A 25,736-nucleotide genomic window follows, 5' to 3' on the forward strand; every position below is an offset into this window, starting at 1 on the left:
GCGCTGGAGGACCTGCGCGTGCATCGGGTACACGCTCACACGACTAGGGGCGCTGACACGCTACCGCGATGACAGGTCCATCGAGATCGACAACAACGCCGCCGAGCGCGCCCTGCGCGGCGTAAGTCTTGTCCGCAAGAACTTCAGCTGATCAATCCACCTTCACCTGGAACAGCACGAAGCCCGTGCCGCCCGGCTCGACCGTGCCCGTGAAGCGCCAGTCGATCGCGCCCGTGCCCCCGGCGGGTTGAACCGTGGTGCAGGCCACCGCGCCCGCCGGCGGCGCGTTCGCCGGCGTGGTCTTGACACAGCCCGTGAGCGATGCCGGCGTGGTGCCGGTGGTCGCGCTCACGAAGGTGGTGTAGCCCGGCGTCATGTCGTTCACGACCATGCTGCGGATCGGCGCGTCGCCGTTGTTCGTGTAGGTGATGCGGTACTCGAGCGTCTCGCCCGACTTGGCCTGGTTGTTCACGCCGAAGGTGCCGCTTTGCGTGATGTTGCGCACTTCCTTCTTCAGCTCCAGCGCCACGCCCGACACGGTCGTGAGGTCGTCGAGCGTGAAGCTGCCGCTGAGCGACGGGCTCGCGTTGGTGTAGGTGAAGTCGGCGCGGATCGTCGCCTTGTTGTTCGAGCCCAGCGGGGCCGTGGCGGGAATGAACTCCTGCACGATCACGCAGACCTTGCCCGCGAAGGCCACGGGCGTGGCCGCCGCGCTCGGCGGGTACAGCTGCGCCGCGCCGGCCTGCAGGCTGCCGGTGCAGCCCACATCCGCGAAGACCTTCGTCGTCCAGCCGGTGATGGCGGGCGTGGCCGTCTCGCTCGCCACGCTGAAGCGCACCTGCCCTGCCGTGCCGGCCGTGAAGGTGTGGGCGTAGGTCACGGTGCTGCCCGGCAGGCCGGTCTTGGCACCGTCGGTCGCGAAGGCGCTGTTGTCGACGTCGCCGAAGTTCAGGTTGGCGTGGCCCGTGCCGTTCCAGCTGAAGGCGATGCGGTCGGGCGTGCCGGTGCGCGTGTAGGTGTAGGTGCCACCGGCCGCAGCCACCGCCGAGCCCGAGGGCAGCGCGACGTTGCCCACCGAAGCACCGGTCGACACGCGCGTGCCGGGGTTGGTTTCTTCCACGCACATCGCCGAGCCCGTGGCCGTGCCAGCCGGCACGCTCAGGCTGTAGGCACCCGACGCGTCCGTGAGCGCGCTCGCGTACACGGTGGCGCCGCAGTTGGTCAGCCGCACGCTCGCACCCGACAGCGGGCCCTCGCCGCCGTTGACGAGGCCGTCGTTGGCCGTGCCGCTGCCCACGCCGTTGTCCAGGAACACGCGGCCGCTCACGATGGCCGCGAGCGTGTTGGTGAAGGTACAGACCACCGCCGTGCCGTTCGTCAGCCCGGCCGCGGGCAGCGTGACGGTGCCCGCCACCAGGTCGACGGCCGCCGTCGCCCCACCCGCCAGGCCCGTGCAGGTCGCGCCCGAGAACGCGAAGCCGCCGGGCATCGAGGCCGCGACTTCGGTCAGCACCGTCTGCGTGTTGGCCGTGGTGAGCGTCTTGATGGTGCCCACCACCGTCGAGCCCGACACCGAGACGTTGATGCTGTCCGAGCCGAAGCCGTTGGTGCCGCTGAACGCGAAGGTGCCCGTGCCGCCCAGCGCCTGTTTGCGGATCTGCACCGTCGGCAGGCGGTTGTTGCTGTAGGTACAGACGATGGCCTTGCCGGCGTCGCCCGCGCCGATCACCAGCGTGTTGCTGGCCTGGCCGTTGGTGCCGCTCAGTGTGTTGGCCGTGGCGCCGCCGTCGGCGGTACACGACAGCACGGTCGTGTAGTTGGCCAACGTGCCCGTGGGCATCGTTTCCGCCGGGAACGTGATGGTGTTGCCCACGGCCGCCACCACCGCCGCACCGCTGTTGCCGGCCGTGGGTGCGGTCGCGGTGAACGCGGCCGTGTTGTTGGTCCCGCCCGTGGTCGCGCCGATGCTGGCGACATTGCCCGCTTCGCTGTTCGCGCCCCAGGCCTTGCGCACCTGCAGGGTGACCGTCTTCTTCGCGTTGGTGTAGGTACAGACGATGGCCTTGCCAGCGTCGGCCGCGGCAATCGCCAGCGTGTTGCTCGCCTGCCCGGCGAGGCGTAGTTGTAGCCGTCGGGCTTGGCGCGCAGTAGCGCCACGAGTTCCTTCACGTTCTTCGCGGGCAGCTTGGGGTTGACCATCAGCATCAGCGGCGTTGCGCCCACCACGCTGACCGGCGTGATGTCGGCAATCGCATCGAACGGCATCTTCTTGAACACACTCGGGTTGATGACGTGGTTGTGGCAATGGACATGCCCACAGCGCCGAACCTGTTGAGCCTCATCAATGAGACGGGCCTGGAAGTAGGGTTGCGCGGGGGATACAGCAGCAGGCAGCGCACCACTACCACGATGCGGGGCCCTCTTCCGTTTGAAGGACGGCCAGCAGAGAAAGTCGCGAAACAAGCTGCTTGAGTTTGCATCGCTGCCTATCAGCGCCAGCGTCGATACAGGCTGCTGCAACGCATTCAACACGCTCCATCGCATCGGCACGCACTCCGCTTTTTGCATCGCAGCTAACAGCGAGTGTCTTACCCCAAAATAGAATTTCGGTGCCTTGCCGGCATTCATTGAGTACTCGGCAGTTGCGCAAACCTTCACGACCTATTTCAGGAATCTCCAGTGAGTGAAAAACCTCAAAAATATTTAGGGCAAGAGCTGTGGCAGAAGATGCAGGAACAACAAAAAGAGGTAGACAAGCAACGGCAGCCAGACTACCTACCTCTGCGCCTCGACACCATCGTCAGGCTGGAGCGCGCCGCCGCTGAGTTTGATATTCCCCTGCGCGATCTGCTCGTAGCCGCAGACAACCGAGAGCTGGAACTTCTCTTTGAAAAACCCGGTGGCAGCGTTCGCGTGGTTCTGCGTCCACTCAAGCGAAATGAGCTTCTCTGCGGACAACCGATGTCTGTCCGCACTCCTGACTACTTCGTGCTTCGGCGCGAAAACTGCGAGCAACTTTGGGATCGGCCCCCGGCGAAGATTTACTCCTCGCTCCTCGGCTACCGCACCGGGAAGCACCAGACGGACTTGATTGAGCTGCACGCGAACAAAGCAGACAAGAATCCACTTTTTTCTGTAGAAGTGGATGGCAAGAAGCATGTCTCACCAGACACGAAATTCGGCTTCTGGGGCAGTTGGGAGTTTTGGTCCGATTCTGTTGCGTTTCCGCTTGAGATACGTCCTCAAGACGTCTTCGTCCGAAGAGAGGAGTTCAAGCGCTGGCGCTTCCAGGTTTACTACCCCAGAACAAAGAAGGTACCGACGCTCGAAGGCAAAAGTGATCTCCCTTCCCCGGAACACTCAATGCTGCGTGAAGCAAAGACCCCAGAGGACTACCGATCGCCGCATCTACGGTGGGCATGTGACGCTGCTTACATCTTTTGGACTGACCCCGAGGTTGTTTTCGACAACAAGAAGACTTGGCCATCGGAAACAAAGATCGCGCGCTGGCTTATGGACCAGGCGCCGGCATATTTCCCGAAACTGACGCCAGCTCTGCACGCCGCAAGACTGACCACGCCCGACTGGGACAAGCACTTAAAGGAGCTCGACGAGAAGAAGAGGAAGAAGAAACCCCTCTAGCACCAACCTCCGAATTTGTAAAGGACGGCCAGATTTCGTGCACACGAATCTGGCTCGGATTCATCTTTTTACGACGAGATCGGAGACTGAGCGCTTCTTTGAAAGGAGTGCTCTCTATGTCCAACTCGCCCGGCCAGCCCGGCTTCTACACCACCGGCGTGAGCAACGCCGCACCGCGCGCAGTGCGCGGGCGTCGCGGCGCAGCGTGCTCCAGCGCGTCCTGCACCCCAGGTATCCCAGCGGACCTGCAGCAGGAAGACCTGCCGCCGGAGTTAGGGGATCCTACGGTCGCGCAGACCTTGGGCACGCGTGCAGTCCCGCACGGTCCTATCCGCAGCGGTCACTCGTTGGTCAACGCCAACGTTGCAGCTATCCGCTCGCCCGAGGGCCGGCCCAAGCGCGCGACGCGACTGCTGCGCATGCGCGAACTCGAAAAGCGTATCGGCCTCAAGAAATCGAGTATCTACGCCCGACTCTCCAAAACCAGCAAGTACAGGGACGACACGTTCCCGCGTCCGGTCTCGTTGGCACCGAACAGCGGTCCGACCTGCCGTCGCAAAGCTGCAATCGCATTCTCAGAAGACGAGGTCGAAATCTGGCTCGCCGCCCGCCTGAACGAGCGCACGACGGACTAAGAGTCGCAAAGACCTGCAGCGCAACCCCGCCCGTCCAGTCATCCCGGCACGCCACAGGTGTGTTGTGGACGACCGGCTGGTCCGAATCCCCCCAACAAGCTAAGTTTTCCGAATGCAATCCTTTAATCTTGAACCGTTCTTTCCTGTAGCTGCCCGCCTGCGTCATATCGCAAGTCGCTGGGACGAGCTCGACACCGGCGTTCCCTTTGACTCGTTTGCCGCATACGTACGCAGCCGTCAGCCGGCGCCGTGCAGCTGCAAGCAAAAGCGCATCGTCATCATGGCGCCGCATAAGATCTGCAGCCCGGCCCCCAGGACGAGCAGCCACGAAGAGTACCGCCCGGCCTACGTCTTGCTGAACACTCCCGCGTCCTGGAACCGCTATCAAAAGACCTGCAAGCTCAAGCAACTCGCATTGCTCGAGGTTGCTCTGGCCTACTGCATCGCAGCCACGGTGATGGTGCCGAAGTCGACGCACGAACTCCTTGCCATGGCATACGACAACTGCCTCCTCTTCGATGGCAAGCGTGTGGAGCTAGCCGAGATCGAGCAGAAATGCCGGGATGATCGCGCGAAGGGCGGGAAGCTGCGCCAAGAGCGCCTGAACCCAGCTCGAGAGTACGCCCGCCGCCTGTACGTCAAACTGCGCCCCCCGGAGGGCTGGAAGAACACGACCGCGGCGATCCGCACAATCCAGCCGCGGGTGAGTGCCTTCGTCCAACGTCATCACCTCCCGGTACTTGCCGGCAACGAACAGGACACGGTTCGCACAATTCGCACGTGGCTGACGCGACAGACCGGGTCGGTCGCGGATGCGAGCTGACCGCCGGATCTTTGTCATGAACGAGACGCCCCGCTTCGGCGGGGCTTTTTTCGTCCCCGGCGGGAGGCGCCATTCCACCGCAAGCGCCATAGGCTCCCTGACCATCTCCTGGTCTCCATCAACACGGGATGCCCGGATGCTCATGATGCACAACTGGCTCCGGATGCTAGCGGTGCCGTCGGCGCGCCAGGCGATTGAGAGCCCGATGCCCCCGTGAGAATGCAGTGGCTCATCCTGTTGACACGCTAGAGTCAAGGGACGCTTTTTGTCCATCGTGGCGGACTTGGACGATCTCGAACCAGTCCACACGCCGGGCGCCGGGCTGGCGCTCCTGGAAATCGACCGCTTTCCGGAATTCACCGTCGAGGTTAAAGACAAGAAAACGCCCAGGCGCCGGGCGGGCGCGCCGTGGACATCAGCATCGACTAGCACGACGCACCAGGCCCCGGTCGCGGCACGAGATCAGCGATGGGCCCAGCACCGACATTCGGGCGGACGCCACGCTCGAGAGAGATTTCGATCAGGGTATCGGTCCAGGCGCCGCCTCGAAAGCTCACGATCTCGAGCGGGGCCCATCGAAGCGAGAGCACTTTGCCTGCATCCAACTGCCAGATGTCCAGGCTCGATCGCAAATGCTCAGCATCCGGATGGTCCAGAACGCCGTGCGCCACAACCAATTTGAGGCCGTGGGTAACCAACATCCGATAGCTCGGATGAACGCCTTGGCCGACATACAACTGGCCCTTCTCATCGATCAAAGGCACGAGCGCTTCGATGGCCAACGATGAAATGAACCGGCGATTGTGGTTAGGTTTACTCATTTGATTTAGGGTTTCGATAAAAAATGGCTGGATCGACCTCCGAGCGGAAGAGGTCAGGGCTGACCGCCGATGTCTTGGTCTAGCCCGCAAAGCGCGGCGTCGCCGAAATATCAGCTGTCAGTGTCAACTCGCGGTTCGGCTCGATGGCTCGCCAGATCGCCAGATCGCCAGATCGCCAGCACTCAAAGGCCCAGGTCGTAGAAAGCCGCTCGAACTCTGAATCTGCGTGGGCAAACAGCCACGTGCGTCACGCCACCATATCGGCCTCCACATCTTGGGGAAGCTCCGGGAGCTTGCGCGGGCGGCCCACAGCCAACATCGTCACGCCCTTCTCCTGCTCCGAGGGCATCAAACCCCGGAAGAAGGTTTTGCGCGTGCCTTGGAACTTGAGCCAAAAGTCAGACTTGGTGAGATAGGAGACGACCTTCTTTTGCAGGACCTCGCGCTTGGCCACGTCGTAGTGCCAAATCATGCCGATGCCGTTCTCAGCGTACTTCACCGCGTTGCAGTTGAAGTAGCGCCCGCGCCCTTCGGTGATCTCGTTCTTCCAGACCTCGCCCAGCAAGTAGCCCAGGACCGGGCCGTTCCACTGCTTGTGACCGTCGAAGAACAAGAGCAGGTGGAAGTGGTAACCCGTGAGCGCGCCGTATTCGAAGGTGCCCATATAGCCCGTCAGCGGGAACTTCTCGCGAACGTGCCGGATGAAGCGGTCCAGCTCCTTGCGAGCCTGGCCCACATTCACGGAGCTGGTGATGCCGCGGCGCTCAGGATCTTCTGAACCGCACACGATATCCAGACGCACCGCCAGGTTCTTCGAAGCCCGGTACTGGAAGATCTCGTTGATGTACTTCTTAGCCGAGGCGTCATTCTTCTGGCACTGGCGACGACGGGCGTCCAGCTCGGCAATGAACGGCTTGGAGCGCGCAGCATTGCGCAGCGTCTGAACGAACCCGTTGACGCGGGCAAAGAGCGCGTGCACCTCGATCCCCTGTGCTTGCTCTATCTCCTGGCGCGCATAGATGATGTCCGGGTGTGCCTTCACCGCACGCTTGAGCAACTCGATATACGGGTTGCAGGCATTGGTGGGGAAGTACTCCTCGAACTCCGGCAGGTTCTTGGATACGGCGTCGAGCAAGCGCTCGCCCTCGTAGCTCGTATGGATGACGGGAGTCCACGGATTGGGCAAGGCGGACATCGTTGCCAAGGTGAACAACGCTTCGGATGAGTTCACCACCTTGCGGGTGACCTGGGCGGTTCGACGCACACTCTTGGCCACCCGATCCTCATGCCCACGAATGATCTTCTGGGGTTCGTTGCTGATGACGTAGCGCGGCGATGCCTCGGTCGCCATCAGACTGTCTAACTTTTCTTCAGAGAGCATGCTCTACTCCTGGCTCTGGTCTTTTATGGGTTGCGGGATGGTGAGCGACTTGGCCGCTCGTGCCTGTTGCCATAGGTGTGCCTCTATTGCTTCAATGTCCGGCTGATGGATTGGAGGAATATTGGCCGGATAACATAAGTTCCTAAATGCCTTACCGAACGCGGGGAAGTCCTTCTCAGCGAATGTCATCAAGCAATGCCCGGACTCCTTGTCCTTGGACTTGACAACAGTTCGTCGAGATAAGACTGCCCTTTCGGCAAGGCATTCGGTGATGGTAGGCACAGGGCAGCGGGTTGCAATGACACGAGCTCTCTTGTGCCGAGTACGGACAGCTGGCTGCACTTCTGCCCCGAAAATCAGATCCAAAAAATCGAGAATTTCTCGTCGCGATAGTTCCCGGTACCAACTCGCGGGGCCAACGGGCCCAGACTCTCTTGCCTTTCGGTGCCTTCTTCAGTTTCGTTCGCACCATCTAGCGGCGACAGGATTCCAGATGCGTTCGAACCCAAAGTCTGGGGAACATCGATGCACATGACGAAAACCGCTCGTTGAGATAGGTCCCGGTGCTATCTCGCGCATCCTCTTGCGCTCCAATCACGCTCATGCCCTTGCGGGGGATTCGACACGAGCTGTGCGTATCCGTCCTAAAGTCAGTTGGTGCACTTTCTTGATCGGCGCTTCAAGATCCCAATCGGGGCTCGCCGAGTATTGAAATGAAAGGACGGCGAATCTCATGCAAGCCCACAACTACTACGCACCGACCCCGTGTCATCCGCCTGCCAATGTTCCGAACCCGGCTGGCTATCCGTTGAAGGAACTCGGCACGCTCTTGGCGCCGGCGGTGATCCGTCACCAAGTCAACACCGGCGTGGCCGTCGAGATGATTGCTAGCTATGCACGCTCGATCAGCCATGTCTGCGTGCAGGACCTCTTCGATGTGCAGCGCCCGCGTTGCGCGCCCTCGCCGGTCTGCGCGTATGACCTCGTCAGCGCCGACTCCAGCGAAGGCAAGGACACGGCCTCGCGTCCGTTCATCGGATTCCTGCGCAAGTACGAGGAGGAGCAGACCGAACTGAACGCCGCCGCCCACTTGGACCGTCTTGCGGATACGGCGGCGTGGAAGGCGCAGATGCGCGCACTGAACAAGCGTCTCGATCAGGCTGCAACTGAAGGGGATGATCTCAAGGATCTCAAGATCGAGCACAAGCAACTGATAGCGCGTCGTCCCGACCGCGCCGCAGACCCGAAGCTGATCGTCGACAACGTCACACCGGGTGCGCTGGAGAACATGATCGGCGCCGGATCGAAGTCGCTGTTCATCACCTCGACCGAGGCAGGCGGCTTGCTCAACGGCCGGCTCGGCCGCTCCACCGACCTGCTCAACAACGCCTGGGACGCCACGCCGATCCCGAAGGACCGCGTCGACAAGGAGCGCACGTTCGCCATCGACTACCGCGTCTCAGGCCACCTAGCCCTGCAAGGGCCCGTCTTGCAAAGCATCTTCGCGCGCACCGGCCACCTCGCCCACGGCAGCGGTCTGACCGCGCGCATGCTCCTGACCGTTCCGCATTCGACCCTGGGCAACCGCTTCCTGCGTTCGGATCAGTCAGCCACGTTCGATGAAATCGATGCGTTAGGCGAGCGCGTGACCGCGCTTCTGAAAGAAGGTGCGGCCCGGCGTCAGCGCGCAGAGGCCCGCCGGATCATCGTGTTCTCCGAGCAAGCGGCTCGCTACTTCGACGATACCTACAACCACATCCAGGCCAACCTCGGCCGAGGCCAGATCCTGCACGACGTGGCAGCCCACGCGGGCAAGTCGGCGGAGCAGATCGCTCGCATCGCAGGCATGCTCTACGGCATCGAAGGCCGCGAAGGTCCGCTGCAGGTCGATGTGCTCGAACGCGCACGCATTATTGGCTACTGGCACTTGGATCAGTTCCTCGCCCACTTTGGTTCGGGCCAACCGGGCGATCAACGGGTGATCGACGGGCAGGTGGTCAGGCAGGCCCTGGTGACCATCGCATCGCGCGGCTTGGGTTACATCGCACGCGGGGAAGTTAAGAAATGGTGCACCAAACCCTTGACGACGGTGCGGTTCGACCAGGCCATGCAGCTACTGATCGATCAGGGGTATGTGTTGCTCCATAAGCGCGGCCGCACGCTCTTGGTCGCGGCGAACCTGTGGCGCTAGTACCGTAAGGGCTGATCGCCCCGCCTTCACCAGCACAAGCAGCATTGGCACATCGCCGTGGGTAAGCTCAGATCGATGGCGACAGCGGTGCTGTGGGAGATCGTGGATGCGGCGACCGGATGCCCAGCTGCTGCAGCAAGAGCTGGAAGCTGCGCGGCGCCTGCTGGAGTCGCGCCCGGCGAAGCAGCCCAAGAAGCTCCCGCAATAGCCGGGCGTCCCGGCGTGTCGCCGTTGGGTTCGCGGGCTGCACCCCGCGCCTCCTATCGCTCTACGCATCCGTGGCCGCGTCTAGCCCCGCCTTGTGGACGGCAAGTTCGTAACCGACTTGAACCGAAACGACCTCTCCTTTGACTACCTCACGCCCGGTTAGGTCCAGCACCCGAACCTTGGATGGCCCATACCGTGCCGGGTCTGGCGAACCAGGTGTCGGAAAGGGAAGAATTGAAATTGGCTGACCGTTCAAGGCGCGGTCGTGCTTTTCCGAAGGTAATTGCACTTGGAATACCTCGTTCCCGTAGGCGAGGACCAAGAACATGTAGGGATAGTTCGTGACGTGAGCTTTTCGCCGCAGGACAAATGCCGCGATCAAATCGTTCGGCATTGGCCAAGGCTGAAATGTATGAATGATTGGGCACTGATCCGCAAATCGGCGACTGTGGTCGCTTGACCTCACCCAACTCATCAAATGCTGGAAGTTTCCGACTTCTTCATCGGGGAGCAATGTCAGGCCAATCTTCATAAATGCCTTGAGCACTGCGACCGGCGTATAGGAATCGCGTTTGAGCTGAAAGCTGATCCGCCGGTTCGCTTCGTCTATCTGGTAAATCGGATCATCCTCATACGAGGTAATGTTGAAGCCCTCAGCGCAGTACTCGATTCGCCAGCCTTTCCCGTCACCGCCTTTCTTCAAGGTCGGCACGCCACTTTTCCCACGAATGCGAGCGAAGGTACGTGTTGGCTTCGACCAGTTGCCTAGATCGTTCTCGATGCCGCGTCCAAACCCTTCATTGCAGTCGTCGCACTCATACACGCTCTCTATGCTCTTGTTGCCGAGTGCTTCCGGTATCGCATGAGCGACCTTACGGAAGGTCACCTCGGGCGGCGTCCTACCGCAAAACCTACAAGTGCGATTCTGCTTGTCGCCGAGGACAACCTTCTCTCCTGGGCGCAGGAACCATTGCCGCAGCATGTCGTAGTGCGTTTCGTAGAAATTGATATTGGCTTCGAGAGATGTCATGAAGTTCTCGTTTTGTGAAATGGTTGTTCCGTCTATTTATCAAACTTTAATGGCAATGCATCCCGGTGTTCCGCCGCCAGCCTCGCAGGCGGCATTCCACGCTTCGTGCCGAATCGCGGCCATCCGGCTTTGCGCCCTGACGCCGTCGGCCCTCTTGGGCCTGCGCGCTGCGTTTGCCGAGACGCCGCAACTCTTGCTACGTGGTAGCTGGAATCGCAGCTTCTTCATTTGCGCGCCCCTTCCCCGTGCCCCCGACGTTCACACCTCGTCCGAGCGCGTCGCGCTCAGGGCCTTGGCTTCCTGGGTCAGGTTTCGCACGGCGGCCTGCCCCAGGTGCCTGCCCGGGGCGACTGCCAGCCCCCGCTCCTGGTGACTGCGATGGTCGACACGGGCGGTATGTCCGAACCGCTCGAGGAACTCGTTTTGCTTGCCGGCCCAGTGCTTGCGCCGCAAGCTCGCCTCGGCGCCGAGCACCCCGCGCGGACGACCGCAGTTGTCCTTGCGGCAGCCACCACGCTCGGGATGCGCTGGGTTGTAGCGCCTGAAGTACCGGGCCGGTTCGCGGTTGTACTGGTCTTCAAGGCGCTCGGAAATCATGATGTGCGCATGCGGCTGAGGGACTCCCCCGAGGGCGGCCGTGGGGCAGTGGATGGCGTACTGGTAGGGCTTGCCCTTGAAGCACTCCTCGATGTAGGAATTGACCAGTTCATGGTTCTGCTCGGCCGTCAACTCGATCGGCAATGCCACTTCGTATTCACGATAGGCGGCGGCATTGCTTCGTTCGTATTTGTCCGCAGCACTCCACAGTGCACGAGGCGAGCCATTGGCCCATGATGGAAGATTGCCGTGCCCTGCTGCGATGAGGTCCGCTGATTTATCCTCCCGGGCGTATTGCCCTTCGCGAGCGATATAGCTCGAATGCCGGGCTGCACTACCCTTTTTACCGGTTTTGATGGTGATGTGAAAACTAGCCATGCTTGCTCCTGAGTGGTAGTTGGAGAAACGGTAAGTGCGCGTGCTCACTTACCTCCTCCCACGGTCCCTCGACATGAGAGTCCTATACCATTGGGCAAGCATGTAAAAATAGATTCCACCAAGAGCAATGCCCTTGAGCTGATTCGCCATCACCGCTGAAGCACCTTGCTGGAAGCAAAAAAATATGGAGAGCCAGCTTTGAAAGACCTGCTCTCCATATATGACGCCACGTTCTCGTTTCGTTATTGCTTCAAGGCGCAGCTGCTGACTTGACCACCCCATTCATAGACACATTCGATGGGAAACTCCTTGGCATACCGCTCTGCCGCGTTGAACTGGATCTTTTCCTTGAACGTATCTTTCAAGGCTGTATCCATGTCCTGAGGGTGGCGCAAGAATGCCGGGATGAACGCGTTGGACGCAACCTTCTTGTCATTCAAGAACCATTCCGAGGAATTGACGTTCACACCTTTATCCTCGTGAGCAAGGAAAGTGACCTTCAGCTGGAACTTGTGCGAGCCTGAGAAGTGCTTGTCCAAATCGCTTGCGATCTTTTCCTTCGTGGCTTTGGCTGCCGCCAGATACCGGTCTTTCCACTGGATCATCTCCTCCAGACGCTTTTGCGCGTTGGCAATGGCCTCCTGGTCTTGGGCTTGCTCGACAGAGCGGTCTGACTCGAGCTTGCTTTGCAGCTCCACGTAGTTGGCCTTCATCCTGGCCAGCTCTTGCTCGGCCATCCGCTTCCACGTCGGATTTTTGATGGGGCTGCTGGCCACCTGTGCAGCCTGTGCTTCGTAGACCTGCAGCGCCTGTGCAGCGGATTCGAGCTTTGATTTGCGAGCTTGCTCTGAGCGCTCCAGCAAGCTCTTGGCATTCGCCACCCGCTGCTGGGCGGCTTCGAGCATCTTTGCATACTGCTGCTCTTTCTCCAGCGCGACTTTGTCCAGCTCTTGCAGGCCGTGTTGCTTCGCGGCCTGGACGACGTCGTCGCTTGTCGCCGTCAGGCAGGTGAATTCGACAAGGGTTTGGCCGTAGTCGGCCTTGCTGTGGTCCCAGTCGGTGGACTTGCAACCCTTGGCGCCGTCGAGCACTTCGCCGAACGTGAAGTTGCTCTGGGGCAATGCGCTTTCCTTGACTTGGGTGATGCTGGAGTTCGTGCAGGCGCCCAGTGCGGCGCTGACGAGCAGCAGCGCGGACATTCTTGCGAGTTGAAATGCGTTCATTTTTCTTTGTTCAAGATAGATGTGAGCGTTCACCGCTCCTGATTCATGCATGAGTTGGATACGCCTTGACGCCCGTTGCGCTGGGACGCGAGCAACGGGTATCGAAGCGCTTAGATAAAAGGGGCGCAGCTCAGCCTGAGGGCTGGAGCGTGCTGCTCTGTCGCAGGGCTATCAGGCCGTGGGTGTGACGCCGGACGAAGAGTCCCGGCCAATGGCGCCTTGGCGCTCGAAGGGCAGCTTCATGAAGACCAGCACGGCCAGCAAGACGATGCCGGCCCAGGGGAACACGAAGCTCCAGGCCAACAGGCCCCAGGCGCCGTGGTACCCCAGCTTCTTCGCGAAGCGCCAGCCCAGGACGGGCGGGATGATCAGGCCGACGACGATGAGGAGGTGATAGATATTGAGCGAGCCCATGGTGATTTGCTTTCAGAGGTTGGATAGATAGGGAAACGGGGGTAACGAGGCAGGCAGGCCGTGCGCGATGCCGCTAGCACTTGTGCTTCTTGTTGAGTGGGCGGCGAGGGTCGGTGCCAAGGACAGCGCCCTCCTTGGTCATGCACACGCCGTCGGCGCAGGCATAGCCGGGCGCCTTGAGCACGGCGCGGTCGGCGTCACCGATCTCGCAGCGCAGTTCGTCGAAGTCGTACTCGCGGTACGTCTTCACCCGCTCGGTGGTCGTGTAGTACACGCCGCTGGCGCTGGCCTGCACCTGGATCGGATAGACCGGGTACTTGAGGTCGCGGCTCCAGCCCTGGATCTGGATCTCCATGGCTGAGCGGTCGATCTGGTGGCGCACGGCATCGGGGTTGAGGAGCGGATCGCCGCTTCCTGCGAGCGCCAAAGGGGTCAGGACGATCGCAGTGAGCACCGCGAAGACGGGGCCGAGGATGGTTTGCATGGGAGGTTTTCGAGAGAGTTAGGGGACAGGTTCAGGTCGATGTGGTGCCGCGGGCCTTCGGCGCGATCAGCTGCGGGACATTCCAGTCGGCCGGGAAGTCCGCGACCGGCGCCCAGCCGTTTTTCACGTAGCTGCGCGCCGAGATGCGATTGCCGACGTACCCCACCAGGCTGCACGCGGCGATGACGCCTAGGAAGTGGGCGGGCTCCACATCGAGGTCCAAGACCGTGATCACGATGAAGGCCGTCAGCATGTAGGCCGCGTACATGGCTGCTGCACAGGCGGCGGCCAGCAAGTACTGACTGCGCATCAAGAAGGCGATAGGCCCGAAGCAGAAGATCTGCCAGGAGAAACCGTGCTTGACGAAGCGGGTCTGACCGTTTTTGTGGAAGTGGATATTCATGGTTAGGGAGCTGAAATGAGAGGAGCTTTGGCCATCTCGATGCCGGCGAGGGCAGCGTGCATTTCTCCGCGGTGATCCAGTGGGTGGCGCACTGTCGGAATGCCTTGCTATCGGTGAGGAGGCATATGTCGCGATGTGATGGTCTTCCTCGGCGCATCGTGGGAGGTGTTTTTCATGTAGGACTTGCTCTTCCAAATACTAAGGATTCCTTAGTATAAGAACAAGTCGAAACTCAGACTATCTGAGGATGCCGCGTGCAAGCCATGCTCAGATTGACCCCGCTTTGCCGTTGTTCGCCAGGCGGCTCAAGGCCGCACGCTTGCGTAGCAATTTCTCGCAAGAAGGGCTTGGCGTGGCCGCCGGGGTGGACGAGTTTTCCGCCAGCGCGAGAATCAACCAGTACGAACGCGGCAAGCACACACCAGATGTCTTGATGTCCACGCACTTGGCTCAAGCGCTGGGCGTGCCGTTGTCGTATTTTTGGGCGGTCGATGATGATGAGGCGGAGCTTTTGAGGCTCTATCACACCCTCGGAGTGCGGATGCGCAAGCAGGCGTTGCGCTCGATTCAGGATTTGGCTGCCCCAAAGTAGAGTGCGTCTATTGCTTTAGCGCAGTTGTGCTACAGGCCGGCCCGAGAGGACACTGGCCGGACCAGTTCTTTGAGGATGAGGGCTTGAACTCTTGTCTTACCCACCCCTTCAATCCGCAGGGGGGCCGCCATGCCCCTCCCCTTGCGGAAATGGGGCGAAGCCGTCGAATTGACCGACTCGGTGGCTATGTGTTGATTTCTCAGGAGCCCACCTGCCTTAGTCAAAGCCGTGCGGAGAAATCCTGCGCAGGTACCCGCAGAAACTCCACCCCAGCGCGAAGCCGCAGAAGATTCCCGCCGCAAGCACGAGGGCGAAGGCCGTCAAGTAATCGAGCGGCCCGTAGCAGATGTTCATGGCGATGTCCTTTGTCTTTCCTTGTGAGTGGTGGGGCCGATCTCCTGCACTCCAGAAGGACCAAACCCCGGCCCCTTGAAGGGGGCCGGGGTCTGTGACGTCCAGGAGGAGCAAGAGAGGGATCGGGGGAGGCAGCTTCCTGGTGCCAGCCGAGGACCACATTCATAGCGGCTTGCTTCGGACAGGTTCTTCGTCTGACAACTGAAGTTGTCGCAACCTCGCTTCCTCTTCGGTGGCACGCCAGCCCGCATCCTGTTGGAACGGATCGGTTTGCTTGCGCCGCAGCATCGTGCGGTCCACACGCTGAAGAAACGCCTCGTCGAGAGTGAATACCTCGTTCTGGCGGGTCGGGCGCGACGCCGGGAACTGCTCGGGGCCCCTTCTCATGAAGACTTACCCTCGAAGAAGATCGCCTGCACGCGCTGCGCACCTGCCCCATGGGCCGGGAAGCCCACGATGGCGACGCGATCGCGTTGCTGACAGATGCCGCAGTTCAAGCAATCGGAATTGCCGGTGCTGGCAGGGCAAACGATCACCTGGCGTCCCGCCGGCGTCCGAGTGGGCTTGGTGACTCCCTGGGGCAACACCACGACCACCGGCGCGATGCCAAGGTCGGCATACGCGTCGGCCTGCGCCAAAGTCTCGGCACTCAGGTTGACCGTGAAGCCCAGCCTGTTCGCGTTGAGGATCGCCGCCTGGTTGCAGGGTGTCGGTGGATAGTGGGTGTAGGTGAATCCACGTCGCCCCCGATTGGCCATAGCCAGTCGCGTGAGCATTCGGGCGTCGATGACACCGGGAGCTTCGGGGGTCAGATCGCCCGCCTGGTTGTGGCGCCACAGGGCATGGCGCCGCAAAGTGGCGATCTCCTGGAGCAACTCACCGAAGGTGCCACCTCGCCGCCCGTCGGACACGTGACGCCAATGGATGGCCAAGGGACCGCTGTCGGCATAGCAGCCGTTTCCCTTGAAGCTGCAGGTCGGTGGGCACGAGTTCGCACTCGTCGTCGTCACCGGGATTGGCCCCGTCTTGCGGTTGCGGCTGGCGCGTACCAGGTGATAGGTGCAGGTGTCCTGCTCGGAAGAAGCTCCGCCAGAGTGATCCAACCGCTTTGGCGGCGGTCGGTTGGAGTACGGGCGAGCTTGTGCCCGCGCCATGATCGAGATGGACAAAGTTGATCCTCTATGTTGTGAGCGCAGCCGTTGAGGGCGACGCCATGAAGTGCCGGCCCCCAAGGGGCGAGCCAGACCCACGCGCGCACATCCACCACGCTTCAGGCCAGAGAGGCCGGGGTGTGGTGGGGGCGTGCGTGGGGATGAAGACGGACCGGGAGGTCCGATACGGGGCGTGGGGGCCCGCTTTCTGTTTGTGTGTGCAGCTGCAGCGAGTCAGCTGCTGCCGCGAGTCAGCTGCTGCCGCGAGTCAACGCTCGTGCGTCGACGACTATGCGGGCGGTCGGCCTGCGTCGTTGCGACCAAGCCTTCTGGCCAGCTTGTCCCGCACCTCTACCGCGCAGCCATGCCAGGCGTGGCCGCTGACCATCGGTGTATCCAGTGCTTCCGGATCCATTGCAGCCACGCGCTGGGCGTACTGCTCCAGCGCCTGCATGATGAACGCCTGGATGAGCGCGCCGTGGGCGCTGAACTCCATCAAATCGGTGACGAACTCAACGTTGGTCGACGGCATGCTCGCTCACCTCGCTCACCTCACATGTCGACTGCAGGATCTCGAAGCCTGCATCGGCCACCAGGCCCGGATCGAGCAGCATGATCAAGTCATCGCAGATGCCCGAACGCATCGATGCCCACACCTCATCGTCCAGGCCATCCTCGCGCGCACGAGCCATGGCAGCGCGAGTCAGTGCGTTCTCGTCGAAAACCGCAAGCTCGATGCTGAACATCACCACCGTGCGGGGCATGGACGGCGCGCCACTCATGCGCCCTCCCCTGCATCGATGCGCGAGATCTCCGCGCCGAATGCCAGCGCCGCGTTGTCTGGGCTGGGCAGCCCGTTCTGGCGAATCCACCAATCGGGCGGGCTGTACGGCACGGTCATCACGCCCAGGTAGCCGCCTTGCGAGGCGTAGCCCACAACCTTGGCGCGGCCGATGCCGTTGATGCGGATGATCACGTCTTCGCCGATCGAGGGAACTTCGAAGTCGGCAGACCACTTGAATACGTCTTGGGCGAAGGGGTCGCGGGCATGGGGCGGCACTGTGGCGTGCCGTCGGAATCTGGTTTTCATGGATGTTTCTCTTGTGAATGTTTTTCTTGGAACGGCAACACCGTCGCATTGCCGAGTTGTCTGGATTTCAGGCGGAAGACGAAGCCGTCGCTTTCGCGTGCGACCTCCCATCCGCGTCGCCCGAGGCTGCGACGCAGCACGTAGGCCTGGTAGCCGTACGAGATGCGCGCACCCTGGCGAATGGCTGCACGCTTGGCAGTTCGAGCGACGTGAAAGGCTCGGACCTTCTCGCGCCACGCCCCGGCATAGGGCCCCACAGGTGGATCCGCCTGTGTCAGGAACGTCAGGGGACAGTCGTAGTAGCAAGGCCCACAGGTCTCGTCCATGCACTTAACGGCGGCTTCGCCGCTCTTGCAGTCGATGAGCGCCAGGCCGATCCACTTGCGCCCGGCGCGCTCGCCACTTCGGACCTGGGCCAGAAACCACAGCCGATTGCCAATCACGCGATGTGCAAGCACCGCGGAAGAAGCTCCGACGCTGACCAGTTCATCGTGAACAGCCTGGTCCTTGGTGGCGCGGTAAACGATGCTGCCCATGTCAACGCCCTGGCGCGGAGGATTGCGCTCGCGCAGACCAGGTGGCAGTCATCGAAGAGACCACCAGAAGGAGAATTTCAAGAAGGAAACGGAGGAGTTGATGCATTGCGTAGACGTAAAAAAACCCGCACAAGGCGGGTTGGGTTGATATTGAGAGTCGTTTGAAGTGAAAGGCTGCAAGGGACTGTCATGGAGGCGGCGTAGCTTCTGGATGGATCGCTGCACCGCTATCACGCCCAGACACCCACAGCCAGCCCATGACGAAAGCCCCCGCCTCGCTTTCACAGACCAACGAGGCGTCCGCGTCGATCTGGATGTCGTCGTCCTGGTAGAGGTCGATGGCGCGTTCGATCAGTTCTGCATGACGCTCCCTGTCTTTGGCGATGTCTTGCAAGTGCCGGTCCAACGCATTCACGGCCTCGGCAAGATCGCCATACTCCCAGCGCGCCACGACCTCGCGGGCCAGGCGTTCAAGCAGGTGCATGGCATGCCTCAACACCGTGGACATAGGCCTCGATGCGCGCGTACTCTGCTGGAGACGATGCCTTGAGGATGTCGATCACCTTCAGATGCAGTGGCGTGGCCCGGGTCCAGACCCGCAGCCAGGCGGCCGCATCGTCGGGCAGCGCACCGTCCCCCTCGTCGGGGCTGTCGATGCGCTCGAGCCGAAGCTCGAGGGTTTCGCGCGAGTGCATGAAAAGCGACCAACCCTCGGCACAGGCCTCGGCGTTTTCTTCAGCGCTGAGCAAGGAGTCGCCGTCTTCCGACTCCAACTCCGACTCCCGCGGCAAGGCGTCGTTGTACTCACGCGCCGAAGCAACGATCTCGCGCATCGCCTGCGGCCCCATCGCATCGGCGGCCTCGCGTTGCGCATCGTCGATCTCGCTGCGCTCCACGGAGCCACCGCCGCCGTTGGCGATGTCGGCGATCTCGTAGGCACGCGCCACGCTGTGCGCGCAGTGAATGGCCCTTTGCAGCTGATGCCCGGTGTACACATTGGCTCCCAGCAGGTACTCGCCATCGGGATCGATGGAGATGGAAGTCGCGCAAGGGGATGCTGAGCGGTTCAAGGCCATGGGAAGACCTCGAACTCCAGAACAGCTGGCAGCACCAAGTTGCCTGGGGCGACTTCCAGGGCCTCGCATTGATATGTCTGCGCCAGTCGCAGCAGCCGGCGCAATGCATGCCACCCCAGCACCCGGGCCGCGGCGATGTTGTCGGCCGTGACATCGGCACGCCAGCTGAAGTCGTCGAGTTCGACGATTTGCAGGCCGGCACGATGCGATGACGCGGCTTCATCGAACTCGCTCGCTTGGAACTCAGTGTGGAGTTGATTCGCGATCTCCCATGGAAGATGGTGAGCACTGACGCGCAGCGTTCGGGCGATGTAGCGATGAAGGCCTACAGACTGCAACGCAGAAGGCCCGTGCCCCCATGGGGCAGAAGGGGTTGATTCGTTGTTCATTTCGATTTGGACTATTGAAGAAGTAAGAAGGAGCACAGAAGAGGGAAGGATCGGCGGGCCACCACCCCGGGCGCGCGATGTCTCATGGACGCATCAGGACATCTGTCAAAATTCGCTGGCCGACGCGGCACAATCGGTGCATGACAACAAAGCAGGAACTGCCCGACGAGGCATTGAGTGCAATGGCCATCGAGTGGCGCAGGAAGGCCCTGGCGGGAGACCTTCACGCACGCGGCATCGCCCACGAACTCGAGACGGAATTGCGCCGGCGCGCTGGGGGCCCATTCACGAACTACGACACCCTGGATCTGCGCCCCCTGGAGATGAGATCAGAGCCACGCCGGTGGTGGTCGTTCTGGCGGGAACGCTGATGCCCAGTGCATCAGGACGCAGGAACACACACTGACACGTCCTTATCCCGCGAAGGCGGCGCTTGGTCTTGCTCCACACTGCGCCAGAACATCCGCTCCTGCCTGATCAGCCGTGCGATCTCGGCCTCGTCGCGTTCGATGCGGTAGATTTGCAGATCCTGACCGCCCAACAGCACGACCACATCGACCGCACGCAGGCCGGTGACGGCCAGCAGGTGCAGCAGCCGCAACCGGATGTGTGCGGGCACGCCGTGGTTCCACAGCGGGGCAACGTTCATGCCGACGCACAGGCACTCCAGCAGTTGGACCTCGGGCGAGGCCACAACCTCGCGCTTGACGGCGGCGACCATCCAGGGATAGCGCGGATGGTGCAGCTTGGTGTCGGTGCGCCGGATCTGGCGTCCGGTGCGCTGGGTATAGTGCGCGGCCACAATGGGCTCCAGCAGGCCGCTCCAGTACGCCGCGCTGTCGTCCCGATCTTGTTGCGGCTGCAACAGGTCCTGGCGGCCCGTCTTCTCCGCCCAGAGGCGCGCCTCGGACTTGAAGGGATCCAGGCCGAGAGCGGCGGCGGCATCCAAGTGTGAAAGGCTGGTTTCGGATGGATCGGATGTTGGAGGTCGACGATCGCGATCGAACGTCGAGACCAGATGCAGTGCAGCGCGTCCTGTCGATGAAGGGCGCATGGTTCGTAGGCGCTCTGCGCGTGTGTAGATCATGGTTTTTCCTTGGGTGTTCATGCCCAACAACACGAAGCCCCGTTCTCCACAAGGAGAGACGGGGCTTCGTGTTGTTGGGCGGAGTGTTGAGATGGTCGCGGCTCGACTTGCTTGGCGATCACGCCTCAGACGACGAGTTCAAGTGCATGGGCGAGCGCGCGCTGTTTGATCGCAGCCCCCTGGCCGAACCAGGTGCTGTCGAGCCGGTATTCGCGGTTCAGGGCCCGGCGCACGGAATCAACAAATTCGGTCATCGCACTGAGCAAGCCCACGCGGTTTCTCTGGCTGCGCTGAGCTCTGCACCACGGCCATGACCCTCATAGAGGGCCTGCATTTTCGTGAAGGCCCGTTCGTAAGTGATGCCCTTCAGCGCGGCATTCCTCTCTACCGCCCGGCCCTCACCGACGCTCGGCCCGCAAGGCACTTGAAGAAAGTAGTCCAGGGACTCCTTGCTCTTGACCTTGCGCTCGGACAGCGCACCAGAGATGCCACCGCCCGCGCCGGCGACGGTGCCGATGGCCGCACCGGCCTTCTTGCCGGTGTCGCGGGGAACGGTCCGTCGCGACTGGCAGGCGGGGCAAGCGAAGTTGGGTAACTGCGCAAGGGGTTCGTGCTCAAGAAAGGGTTCATCGTCAAAGGTGGTGGATGTGAAGTCGTGGTCTATGAGATGCGGGAATGCGGAGAACCGTCCCTGAAGGAGAGAGAACACGTCTGGTAGACCCAGACAGCACAAAGCCCAGCACGACGGTGAGGCCGGGCTGGGCTTTGTTGGGTGCGGACGGACCTTCTACTGTCTGTCCGCTGTAGTCATATGGGGCTGAAAAATTCTGGAGTCGAGCGGCCTGCCGAAGCTGGAGGCCACAAAGCTGACCTTTGCGGCCCGGCCACTGGTCCGCAACACAGCCAACGAAGGACCCTGCCAAGGTCCGCGTGCGCACCAAGTTGTAGGCGGGCAGGGCCAGCACGAACAACCGGTCGACTTTCTTGATCCCCACCATCACCTGCCGGATGAAGCCGACGAACCTGGCTCAGCGCATCATTGCTCGGGCAGCAGAGGTATCCCGAGCTCGCTGCTACATGCCCGAGCTGTACAAGAAGCTTCCGTACAAACCCACCGACTTCGACGCCATCAGCCAGCTCACCAGCTTGCGCAGCGCGCTCGTCGCCCATCCGGGCCTGCCCGCATCGACTGCATCCTCGTCGACGCACCCGACAACCGCTTCGTCGTGGCCTTGCGCGCCATGCTCACGGACGAAGGCATCGGACCGGACGCCTACGCGCTGGAGCGGGTGGGCGGCGTGCAGGAACGGCACCATGCCATCGTCTCGGGACGTGGCGATGCCACCTTGCTGGGCCCCCCTTCGACGCCATGGCTCTGGAGGCGGGATTGAGCCGCATCGCGACCGTCCAGGAGCGCTACCCCGCATTTCCGGGTCAGCGCCTGGCGGCGAGGGCAGGCGCCCTGGCACGGCTACGCCCCCGCCCTTTCCACTTGGTTGCACGACCTCGAAAAGGCACGCCAGCGCATGATCGGCACGCCGGAGGCCGCTCGCCAAGCATTGGCACCCGCCGGCTTCTCGGCGCTGGCGATGGAAGCGATGCTGCGTGCCACACCGGACTTGCTGTTGCCGGGTCACGCGGGGATCGAGCCACTTGCCGCGCAGCGCCGCCGTTGTGGCCTGCTCGGTGCCGACTTTACGTACGAGCAACTGGTCGACACTTCCGCCTTGCCCGGCGGCTGAAACTCTCCCGCGGGCAGGCGGCTCAGGCGAGCTTGCGCCGTTTGGGCGACGCCGCAGAAGTTTGACCCTCGATGGGTGCCAGCATCTGCATCATCGTGGCGCAGTGTTCGTCCGCGAACTTCTTGTCCAGCGGCAGGTGCCGCATGAGGAGACGGAAGTAGATCGGCGCGTACAGGATGTCCATCTGCAGTTCCGTTTCCACGTCGTTGCGGAACTCGCCCTTGCGGCGCGCGTCTTCGACCACCTCGCGCACGACCGCACGCCGCCCGTACCAGAAACGTTCGCGGAACTCGCGCAGCACGTCCGGGTCGCTCTGCCCCTCGGCCATGATCTGCGAAACGATGCGCCCCGACCAGCCGCTGTACTCCTCGACCAGCAGGTGGATATGCCGCATGAGCGCGTCGCGCGGGCTGACATCCTTCGGCATCGGCGTGTGGGACAGGTGGGTGTGCAGGAATGCCTCGATGACCACCGCGGCCTTCGAGTTCCACCAACGGTAGATGGTGGCCTTGCCCACGCCCGCCTCACGTGCGATCGACTCGATGGAGATCTGGGACACTGGCGTTGTTTCAAGCAGCTTCAGCGTGGCATCGAGAATGGCCATGCGCGATGCATCGCTGCGTGCGCGACCAGGCGAGCGCGTGCGCGAAGCAGCCGGCCCCGGAGCCGCGGCGAGCTTCGCCGCCGAGGAGGCAGCGGAACGGCCGCGCGCTTTGGCTGTGGTCGTTGGAGAAGGAGTTTTGGTCGGCAAGGAATTCTCGATGGCTATTGCGACGAGCCCATTATCCTGGACACGCCATCACACCTTGGCACCCGGCTCCAGGTCCAGCAGCACGAAGGCCATGCGGCATGTCTTGCCGGAGCGATTCGCCCAACTGTGGTTGGTGGCCCTCTGGATCAGGATGTCGCCAGCGCGCATGAGCGTCTCGCCCTCATCCATCAGCGCATGGATCTCGCCGTCCAGCACGATCGCATAGTCAAGAGACTGCGTCTTGTGGAACCAGAAGTGACGGGCATCGCCGGTGTCCCGCACGCCGTGCTCGTCAAGAAAACGCGCCAGCTTCGCGGTCTCGTAGGTTTCGTCCGGTGGAAAATCCACAACCCGCAGAAGCGAACCGCCTTTGGAATGAAAACCGAAGGCTTGACCGGCAGGCGCCGGATCGGTCCCGGGCGCCGCGGCTTCGCCCGTCGCCCACACCACCCGCGCGAGCGGCGTGCCCGGATCGGTTGTGTAGTTCGGCGCAGGTCCGTCGGACACGAAGACGGATTTGCCCTGCGCGTTCTCGCCGGTGACGATGCGCCGCACCGGCCGCGCGTTCGCCGGCGCCTTCGCTTGTTGTTTCTCGATCGTTGCTTCGGTATTCACGCCGAGGGGCCTTTCTTCTAAAGATGGATGAGGGGTTTGCATTCGCTATGCGCGATCAGGCGGACTTCGGCGCTGGCGGCCGTACGCACACATTGCGCTGACTGCCCAGCCCTTCGATTTCCGAGTCGAGCACGTCGCCGTCCTGGAGAAATCGGTTGTAGTGGGTGCCGTTCCCGGCAGGCGATCCGGTGGCGATAAGGTCGCCCGGCCAGAGCTCGATGTGTGCGGAGAGGTATTCGATCTGCCGTGCCACGTCGAACAGCATGTCCGCGGTTGACTCGTCCTGCATGGTCTGTCCATTCAGCTTCAAGGTCATCCGCAGGTTCTGCGGGTCCGCCACGAAGCATGCGGGCACCAGCACGGGACCGAACGGCATGAAGCTCGGGGCGGACTTCGACCTGAGCCAATCGGTGCCCAGCATCTTGTAGTCGGTGCGGGCGATGAGGTCGCGCGCCGAAACGTCGTTCACGATCGCGTAGCCGGCGACGTGATCAAGCGCATCCTTGCGGCGCACGTTCCTGCCACGCCGACCGATGATGACGGCGAGCTCCAACTCCCAATCGGGCTTGCCGGTCGTTGCCGGAAGCAGGATCGGATCGAAAGCACCCGTGACGGCCGAAGGCAACTTCGGGAACGCGTACGGCTCGCCGTGCGCTGCCCGTTCGTCCATCATATCTTCCGCCCACTTGCGCAGCGCAGGGCCATCGAGACCTTCCGGCCCGACGCCCATGTCGAGCGTGAGATCGACCACATGCTTACGGTAGTTGGCCCCTGTGCAAAGCAGCTGCCGCGGCAGGTCCACGGGAGGATGCACCCTCAGGCGGGCCACCGGTATCTGGGCCTCGTGTTCGTCGGCGATGGTTTCCCGCAGCGCCCGCAGCGCCACCAGGTTGCGATCCCAGTCCTGCAGCAGGTCGAGCACCGACGCCTTCTCGGGCCACGCTGCTCCGCAGCGCAGCGCCTGCCCATGCAACGCGTGCAAGGGCAGCACCCGATCGCCGATGCACATGGCGGCAAACCGCTCGCCCCTGTCGTGCGAGAAAGTTCCTAGGGAAAACTTCACGGCCGCCTTCTCACATGAAAGGCTTGCGCGGCGTCGGCCACCATGTGCCCTTCTCGGGCTGGCCCATGCGGTTGCGCAGGACGCCGACACCGGACACCTCCAGCTCCACCACATCGCCCGGGCTGAGGCTTCGGCCGAGCTCCAGCGCCGAGCCGTTGCCCATCGTTCCCGAACCGATGACATCGCCCGGCTGCACATGGTCGCCCAACGACACGTAGGCGACCAGCTCCTCGACGCTCCACAGCATCTCCGACGTGTCGCCCTCGCCCCAGGTCTCGCCGTTCACCCTCACGGCCATGCGGATGCGGTCCAGGTGCGGAAACTCGTCGATCGTGGTGATCCAGGGCCCGATGCCGTAGGCAAAGTCCTTGCTCTTGGTCGGTCCCATGCCGATCGCGAATTCGTTGGCCTGCAGGTCGCGGGCCGAGAAGTCGTTGAAGATCGTCACGCCGAACAGATGCGAGCGGGCCGTGTCGGGCGTGATGTTGTGGGCGGTGCGCCCCACGACCCAGCCGATTTCCAATTCATAGTCCATCTTTTCGGCGCGTGCCGGCCAGGGCACCTCGGCCTCATGCCCGATCACCGTCCATGGGGAACCCTTGAAATAGCCGGGCACCTGCAGCAGCGCGGGTGCGGGCGTGAGCTTCATGCGCTCATGGAACTGCCGGATGTGCTTGACGAAAGTGAGGCCGTCGCGCACCACCGACGGGTCGCAGGCAGCGGCCCAATGCAAACCTTCAAAGGGCCTGGACGCGTCGTCTCCGTAGCATGCCGCCGCCTCGTGTGCCGTCTCGAGGAACTGCTCACCAAGAGCGATGGCCGCCGACATGCTTTTGGGAAACACCGCAGATGCGTATCGCAGCGCGGCATCGCGACTGGCACCGCGCGCCTGCTGGCGCAATGCCTCCGCCGCGCGCAGATCGATAACACGGGACTGCTCTGGCAACACCATGCAGATGCGCTGAATCGGGCCATCGAGCCCCTGCACGACAAACCTTCCAAGCTTCACGGCAACTCCTGTCTGAACATTTTTGATACTATACGTCTCGTTTATATGTAAA

The 25,736-nt window shown here is 62.2% G+C and carries 33 protein-coding genes and 2 pseudogenes; 8 read left to right on the forward strand and 27 right to left on the reverse strand.

Annotation, left to right across the window (positions count from 1 at the left end; all coding sequences use genetic code 11):
- Positions 1-22 precede the first annotated feature (22 nt).
- A pseudogene (locus FFI97_RS22345) lies at positions 23-145 on the forward strand (transposase); the annotation flags it as partial.
- 6 nt (positions 146-151) lie between these two features.
- Here the strand turns inward: FFI97_RS22345 and FFI97_RS22350 are convergent.
- Both FFI97_RS22350 and FFI97_RS22355 read right to left on the reverse strand, forming a co-directional pair.
- Positions 152-2,014, reverse strand: a complete 1,863-nt coding sequence (locus tag FFI97_RS22350) for a DUF11 domain-containing protein (RefSeq protein ID WP_185993681.1) — start codon at positions 2,012-2,014, stop codon at positions 152-154.
- Between the two features lie 92 nt (positions 2,015-2,106).
- A pseudogene (locus FFI97_RS22355) lies at positions 2,107-2,301 on the reverse strand (tripartite tricarboxylate transporter substrate-binding protein); the annotation flags it as partial.
- A gap of 378 nt (positions 2,302-2,679) precedes the next feature.
- On the opposite strand from FFI97_RS22355, the gene FFI97_RS22360 reads away from it, so the two are divergent.
- The 3 genes from FFI97_RS22360 to FFI97_RS22370 all read left to right on the forward strand — a co-directional run bounded on the left by FFI97_RS22360 (position 2,680) and on the right by FFI97_RS22370 (position 5,100).
- A complete protein-coding gene (locus tag FFI97_RS22360; protein ID WP_139701266.1) occupies positions 2,680-3,642 on the forward strand; it encodes a hypothetical protein in 963 nt (320 codons plus the stop codon).
- A gap of 116 nt (positions 3,643-3,758) precedes the next feature.
- Positions 3,759-4,277 carry a helix-turn-helix transcriptional regulator gene (locus FFI97_RS22365; protein ID WP_139701265.1) on the forward strand — a complete coding sequence of 173 codons (519 nt, stop codon included), beginning with the start codon at positions 3,759-3,761 and terminating at the stop codon, positions 4,275-4,277.
- Between the two features lie 112 nt (positions 4,278-4,389).
- The gene (locus FFI97_RS22370; RefSeq protein ID WP_139701264.1) at positions 4,390-5,100 is read left to right on the forward strand and encodes a hypothetical protein; all 711 of its coding nucleotides are present in this window, start codon (positions 4,390-4,392) and stop codon (positions 5,098-5,100) included.
- Positions 5,101-5,525: 425 nt separating this feature from the next.
- Here FFI97_RS22370 and FFI97_RS22375 read toward each other — a convergent pair whose 3' ends face one another.
- Both FFI97_RS22375 and FFI97_RS22380 read right to left on the reverse strand, forming a co-directional pair.
- Complete coding sequence (locus tag FFI97_RS22375) at positions 5,526-5,921, reverse strand: hypothetical protein (protein WP_139701263.1); 396 nt, start codon at positions 5,919-5,921, stop codon at positions 5,526-5,528.
- A 247-nt stretch (positions 5,922-6,168) separates the two neighbouring features.
- Positions 6,169-7,302: an inovirus-type Gp2 protein gene (locus FFI97_RS22380; protein ID WP_139701262.1), complete on the reverse strand. Its 1,134-nt coding sequence runs from the start codon at positions 7,300-7,302 to the stop codon at positions 6,169-6,171.
- Between the two features lie 733 nt (positions 7,303-8,035).
- Between FFI97_RS22380 and FFI97_RS22385 the strand changes: the two genes are divergently transcribed.
- Positions 8,036-9,493, forward strand: coding sequence for a DUF3987 domain-containing protein (locus FFI97_RS22385; RefSeq protein WP_139701261.1), 1,458 nt, complete (start codon positions 8,036-8,038; stop codon positions 9,491-9,493).
- A gap of 268 nt (positions 9,494-9,761) precedes the next feature.
- Here the strand turns inward: FFI97_RS22385 and FFI97_RS22390 are convergent, their stop codons facing one another.
- The 6 genes from FFI97_RS22390 to FFI97_RS22415 all read right to left on the reverse strand — a co-directional run bounded on the left by FFI97_RS22390 (position 9,762) and on the right by FFI97_RS22415 (position 14,229).
- On the reverse strand, positions 9,762-10,730 hold the full coding sequence (locus FFI97_RS22390; RefSeq protein WP_139701260.1) for an HNH endonuclease: 969 nt from the start codon (positions 10,728-10,730) through the stop codon (positions 9,762-9,764).
- A 258-nt stretch (positions 10,731-10,988) separates the two neighbouring features.
- Positions 10,989-11,705 carry a MobA/MobL family protein gene (locus FFI97_RS22395; RefSeq protein WP_139701259.1) on the reverse strand — a complete coding sequence of 239 codons (717 nt, stop codon included), beginning with the start codon at positions 11,703-11,705 and terminating at the stop codon, positions 10,989-10,991.
- Between the two features lie 242 nt (positions 11,706-11,947).
- Positions 11,948-12,928: a hypothetical protein gene (locus FFI97_RS22400; protein WP_139701258.1), complete on the reverse strand. Its 981-nt coding sequence runs from the start codon at positions 12,926-12,928 to the stop codon at positions 11,948-11,950.
- Positions 12,929-13,099: 171 nt separating this feature from the next.
- A complete protein-coding gene (locus FFI97_RS22405) occupies positions 13,100-13,342 on the reverse strand; it encodes a hypothetical protein (RefSeq protein ID WP_139701257.1) in 243 nt (80 codons plus the stop codon).
- A 73-nt stretch (positions 13,343-13,415) separates the two neighbouring features.
- Entirely contained in the window at positions 13,416-13,826 is a 411-nt protein-coding gene (locus FFI97_RS22410) for a hypothetical protein (RefSeq protein WP_139701256.1), read from the reverse strand.
- Between the two features lie 31 nt (positions 13,827-13,857).
- Positions 13,858-14,229 carry a hypothetical protein gene (locus FFI97_RS22415; protein ID WP_139701255.1) on the reverse strand — a complete coding sequence of 124 codons (372 nt, stop codon included), beginning with the start codon at positions 14,227-14,229 and terminating at the stop codon, positions 13,858-13,860.
- Positions 14,230-14,476: 247 nt separating this feature from the next.
- On the opposite strand from FFI97_RS22415, the gene FFI97_RS22420 reads away from it, so the two are divergent.
- Positions 14,477-14,821: a helix-turn-helix domain-containing protein gene (locus FFI97_RS22420; RefSeq protein ID WP_095946890.1), complete on the forward strand. Its 345-nt coding sequence runs from the start codon at positions 14,477-14,479 to the stop codon at positions 14,819-14,821.
- Between the two features lie 216 nt (positions 14,822-15,037).
- Here FFI97_RS22420 and FFI97_RS33675 read toward each other — a convergent pair whose 3' ends face one another.
- The 9 genes from FFI97_RS33675 to FFI97_RS22460 all read right to left on the reverse strand — a co-directional run bounded on the left by FFI97_RS33675 (position 15,038) and on the right by FFI97_RS22460 (position 19,417).
- On the reverse strand, positions 15,038-15,175 hold the full coding sequence (locus tag FFI97_RS33675) for a hypothetical protein (RefSeq protein WP_185993682.1): 138 nt from the start codon (positions 15,173-15,175) through the stop codon (positions 15,038-15,040).
- 383 nt (positions 15,176-15,558) lie between these two features.
- The gene (locus FFI97_RS22425; protein WP_260685108.1) at positions 15,559-16,344 is read right to left on the reverse strand and encodes a hypothetical protein; all 786 of its coding nucleotides are present in this window, start codon (positions 16,342-16,344) and stop codon (positions 15,559-15,561) included.
- A gap of 271 nt (positions 16,345-16,615) precedes the next feature.
- Entirely contained in the window at positions 16,616-16,858 is a 243-nt protein-coding gene (locus FFI97_RS22430) for a hypothetical protein (RefSeq protein WP_139701254.1), read from the reverse strand.
- Positions 16,839-17,090: a hypothetical protein gene (locus FFI97_RS22435; RefSeq protein ID WP_144004511.1), complete on the reverse strand. Its 252-nt coding sequence runs from the start codon at positions 17,088-17,090 to the stop codon at positions 16,839-16,841. Before FFI97_RS22435 ends, FFI97_RS22430 begins: the two co-directional genes overlap by 20 nt.
- A 14-nt stretch (positions 17,091-17,104) precedes the next feature.
- Positions 17,105-17,416: a hypothetical protein gene (locus FFI97_RS22440; protein WP_139701252.1), complete on the reverse strand. Its 312-nt coding sequence runs from the start codon at positions 17,414-17,416 to the stop codon at positions 17,105-17,107.
- Positions 17,413-17,952 carry a hypothetical protein gene (locus FFI97_RS22445; protein ID WP_139701251.1) on the reverse strand — a complete coding sequence of 180 codons (540 nt, stop codon included), beginning with the start codon at positions 17,950-17,952 and terminating at the stop codon, positions 17,413-17,415. Before FFI97_RS22445 ends, FFI97_RS22440 begins: the two co-directional genes overlap by 4 nt.
- A 187-nt stretch (positions 17,953-18,139) precedes the next feature.
- Positions 18,140-18,436, reverse strand: a complete 297-nt coding sequence (locus tag FFI97_RS22450) for a hypothetical protein (protein WP_139701250.1) — start codon at positions 18,434-18,436, stop codon at positions 18,140-18,142.
- Positions 18,423-19,028: a hypothetical protein gene (locus FFI97_RS22455; protein WP_139701249.1), complete on the reverse strand. Its 606-nt coding sequence runs from the start codon at positions 19,026-19,028 to the stop codon at positions 18,423-18,425. Before FFI97_RS22455 ends, FFI97_RS22450 begins: the two co-directional genes overlap by 14 nt.
- Positions 19,019-19,417 carry a hypothetical protein gene (locus FFI97_RS22460; protein WP_139701248.1) on the reverse strand — a complete coding sequence of 133 codons (399 nt, stop codon included), beginning with the start codon at positions 19,415-19,417 and terminating at the stop codon, positions 19,019-19,021. The genes FFI97_RS22455 and FFI97_RS22460 overlap by 10 nt, the downstream gene beginning before the upstream one ends.
- 140 nt (positions 19,418-19,557) lie before the next feature.
- Here FFI97_RS22460 and FFI97_RS22465 point away from each other — a divergent pair, with 140 nt between their 5' ends.
- Complete coding sequence (locus FFI97_RS22465; RefSeq protein WP_139701247.1) at positions 19,558-19,788, forward strand: hypothetical protein; 231 nt, start codon at positions 19,558-19,560, stop codon at positions 19,786-19,788.
- An 11-nt stretch (positions 19,789-19,799) separates the two neighbouring features.
- Here the strand turns inward: FFI97_RS22465 and FFI97_RS22470 are convergent, their stop codons facing one another.
- From FFI97_RS22470 to FFI97_RS22480, 4 genes are all read right to left on the reverse strand, one after another.
- Positions 19,800-20,504, reverse strand: a complete 705-nt coding sequence (locus FFI97_RS22470) for a YqaJ viral recombinase family protein (RefSeq protein ID WP_185993683.1) — start codon at positions 20,502-20,504, stop codon at positions 19,800-19,802.
- Positions 20,505-20,629: 125 nt separating this feature from the next.
- Positions 20,630-20,758 carry a hypothetical protein gene (locus tag FFI97_RS34055; protein WP_260685109.1) on the reverse strand — a complete coding sequence of 43 codons (129 nt, stop codon included), beginning with the start codon at positions 20,756-20,758 and terminating at the stop codon, positions 20,630-20,632.
- A complete protein-coding gene (locus FFI97_RS22475; protein WP_139701245.1) occupies positions 20,755-21,213 on the reverse strand; it encodes a DUF945 domain-containing protein in 459 nt (152 codons plus the stop codon). Before FFI97_RS22475 ends, FFI97_RS34055 begins: the two co-directional genes overlap by 4 nt.
- 364 nt (positions 21,214-21,577) lie before the next feature.
- Positions 21,578-21,820 carry a hypothetical protein gene (locus tag FFI97_RS22480; protein WP_139701244.1) on the reverse strand — a complete coding sequence of 81 codons (243 nt, stop codon included), beginning with the start codon at positions 21,818-21,820 and terminating at the stop codon, positions 21,578-21,580.
- A 180-nt stretch (positions 21,821-22,000) separates the two neighbouring features.
- Here FFI97_RS22480 and FFI97_RS22485 point away from each other — a divergent pair, with 180 nt between their 5' ends.
- Positions 22,001-22,246 (forward strand): hypothetical protein, encoded by a 246-nt coding sequence (locus FFI97_RS22485; protein ID WP_139701243.1) that lies wholly within the window; start codon positions 22,001-22,003, stop codon positions 22,244-22,246.
- Positions 22,247-22,268: 22 nt separating this feature from the next.
- On the opposite strand, the gene FFI97_RS22490 is transcribed toward FFI97_RS22485, so the two are convergent.
- The 4 genes from FFI97_RS22490 to FFI97_RS22505 form a co-directional block, all read right to left on the reverse strand.
- Entirely contained in the window at positions 22,269-22,850 is a 582-nt protein-coding gene (locus FFI97_RS22490; protein WP_139701242.1) for a TetR/AcrR family transcriptional regulator, read from the reverse strand.
- A 195-nt stretch (positions 22,851-23,045) separates the two neighbouring features.
- Entirely contained in the window at positions 23,046-23,612 is a 567-nt protein-coding gene (locus tag FFI97_RS22495) for a cupin domain-containing protein (protein WP_260685111.1), read from the reverse strand.
- A gap of 55 nt (positions 23,613-23,667) precedes the next feature.
- Positions 23,668-24,675 carry a fumarylacetoacetate hydrolase family protein gene (locus FFI97_RS22500; RefSeq protein WP_260685112.1) on the reverse strand — a complete coding sequence of 336 codons (1,008 nt, stop codon included), beginning with the start codon at positions 24,673-24,675 and terminating at the stop codon, positions 23,668-23,670.
- Between the two features lie 10 nt (positions 24,676-24,685).
- Positions 24,686-25,684: a fumarylacetoacetate hydrolase family protein gene (locus tag FFI97_RS22505; RefSeq protein WP_260685113.1), complete on the reverse strand. Its 999-nt coding sequence runs from the start codon at positions 25,682-25,684 to the stop codon at positions 24,686-24,688.
- Positions 25,685-25,736 lie beyond the last annotated feature (52 nt).

This window comes from Variovorax sp. KBS0712 (assembly GCF_006323185.2).
Classification (GTDB): Bacteria; Pseudomonadota; Gammaproteobacteria; order Burkholderiales; family Burkholderiaceae_C; genus Variovorax; species Variovorax boronicumulans.

Bases quoted from the DNA above. Each gene is read 5' to 3' on its own strand.
- FFI97_RS22365 (WP_139701265.1), top strand. From the start codon at position 3,759: ATGTCCAACTCGCCCGGCCAGCCCGGCTTCTACACCACCGGCGTGAGC.
- FFI97_RS22370 (WP_139701264.1), top strand. From the start codon at position 4,390: ATGCAATCCTTTAATCTTGAACCGTTCTTTCCTGTAGCTGCCCGCCTG.
- FFI97_RS22375 (WP_139701263.1), bottom strand. From the start codon at position 5,921: ATGAGTAAACCTAACCACAATCGCCGGTTCATTTCATCGTTGGCCATC.
- FFI97_RS22380 (WP_139701262.1), bottom strand. From the start codon at position 7,302: ATGCTCTCTGAAGAAAAGTTAGACAGTCTGATGGCGACCGAGGCATCG.
- FFI97_RS22385 (WP_139701261.1), top strand. From the start codon at position 8,036: ATGCAAGCCCACAACTACTACGCACCGACCCCGTGTCATCCGCCTGCC.
- FFI97_RS22390 (WP_139701260.1), bottom strand. From the start codon at position 10,730: ATGACATCTCTCGAAGCCAATATCAATTTCTACGAAACGCACTACGAC.
- FFI97_RS22395 (WP_139701259.1), bottom strand. From the start codon at position 11,705: ATGGCTAGTTTTCACATCACCATCAAAACCGGTAAAAAGGGTAGTGCA.
- FFI97_RS22400 (WP_139701258.1), bottom strand. From the start codon at position 12,928: ATGAACGCATTTCAACTCGCAAGAATGTCCGCGCTGCTGCTCGTCAGC.
- FFI97_RS22405 (WP_139701257.1), bottom strand. From the start codon at position 13,342: ATGGGCTCGCTCAATATCTATCACCTCCTCATCGTCGTCGGCCTGATC.
- FFI97_RS22410 (WP_139701256.1), bottom strand. From the start codon at position 13,826: ATGCAAACCATCCTCGGCCCCGTCTTCGCGGTGCTCACTGCGATCGTC.
- FFI97_RS22415 (WP_139701255.1), bottom strand. From the start codon at position 14,229: ATGAATATCCACTTCCACAAAAACGGTCAGACCCGCTTCGTCAAGCAC.
- FFI97_RS22420 (WP_095946890.1), top strand. From the start codon at position 14,477: ATGCCGCGTGCAAGCCATGCTCAGATTGACCCCGCTTTGCCGTTGTTC.
- FFI97_RS33675 (WP_185993682.1), bottom strand. From the start codon at position 15,175: ATGAACATCTGCTACGGGCCGCTCGATTACTTGACGGCCTTCGCCCTC.
- FFI97_RS22430 (WP_139701254.1), bottom strand. From the start codon at position 16,858: ATGCCGTCGACCAACGTTGAGTTCGTCACCGATTTGATGGAGTTCAGC.
- FFI97_RS22435 (WP_144004511.1), bottom strand. From the start codon at position 17,090: ATGCCCCGCACGGTGGTGATGTTCAGCATCGAGCTTGCGGTTTTCGAC.
- FFI97_RS22440 (WP_139701252.1), bottom strand. From the start codon at position 17,416: ATGAAAACCAGATTCCGACGGCACGCCACAGTGCCGCCCCATGCCCGC.
- FFI97_RS22445 (WP_139701251.1), bottom strand. From the start codon at position 17,952: ATGGGCAGCATCGTTTACCGCGCCACCAAGGACCAGGCTGTTCACGAT.
- FFI97_RS22450 (WP_139701250.1), bottom strand. From the start codon at position 18,436: ATGCACCTGCTTGAACGCCTGGCCCGCGAGGTCGTGGCGCGCTGGGAG.
- FFI97_RS22455 (WP_139701249.1), bottom strand. From the start codon at position 19,028: ATGGCCTTGAACCGCTCAGCATCCCCTTGCGCGACTTCCATCTCCATC.
- FFI97_RS22460 (WP_139701248.1), bottom strand. From the start codon at position 19,417: ATGAACAACGAATCAACCCCTTCTGCCCCATGGGGGCACGGGCCTTCT.
- FFI97_RS22465 (WP_139701247.1), top strand. From the start codon at position 19,558: ATGACAACAAAGCAGGAACTGCCCGACGAGGCATTGAGTGCAATGGCC.
- FFI97_RS22470 (WP_185993683.1), bottom strand. From the start codon at position 20,504: ATGATCTACACACGCGCAGAGCGCCTACGAACCATGCGCCCTTCATCG.
- FFI97_RS34055 (WP_260685109.1), bottom strand. From the start codon at position 20,758: ATGACCGAATTTGTTGATTCCGTGCGCCGGGCCCTGAACCGCGAATAC.
- FFI97_RS22480 (WP_139701244.1), bottom strand. From the start codon at position 21,820: ATGGTGCCGTTCCTGCACGCCGCCCACCCGCTCCAGCGCGTAGGCGTC.
- FFI97_RS22490 (WP_139701242.1), bottom strand. From the start codon at position 22,850: ATGGCCATTCTCGATGCCACGCTGAAGCTGCTTGAAACAACGCCAGTG.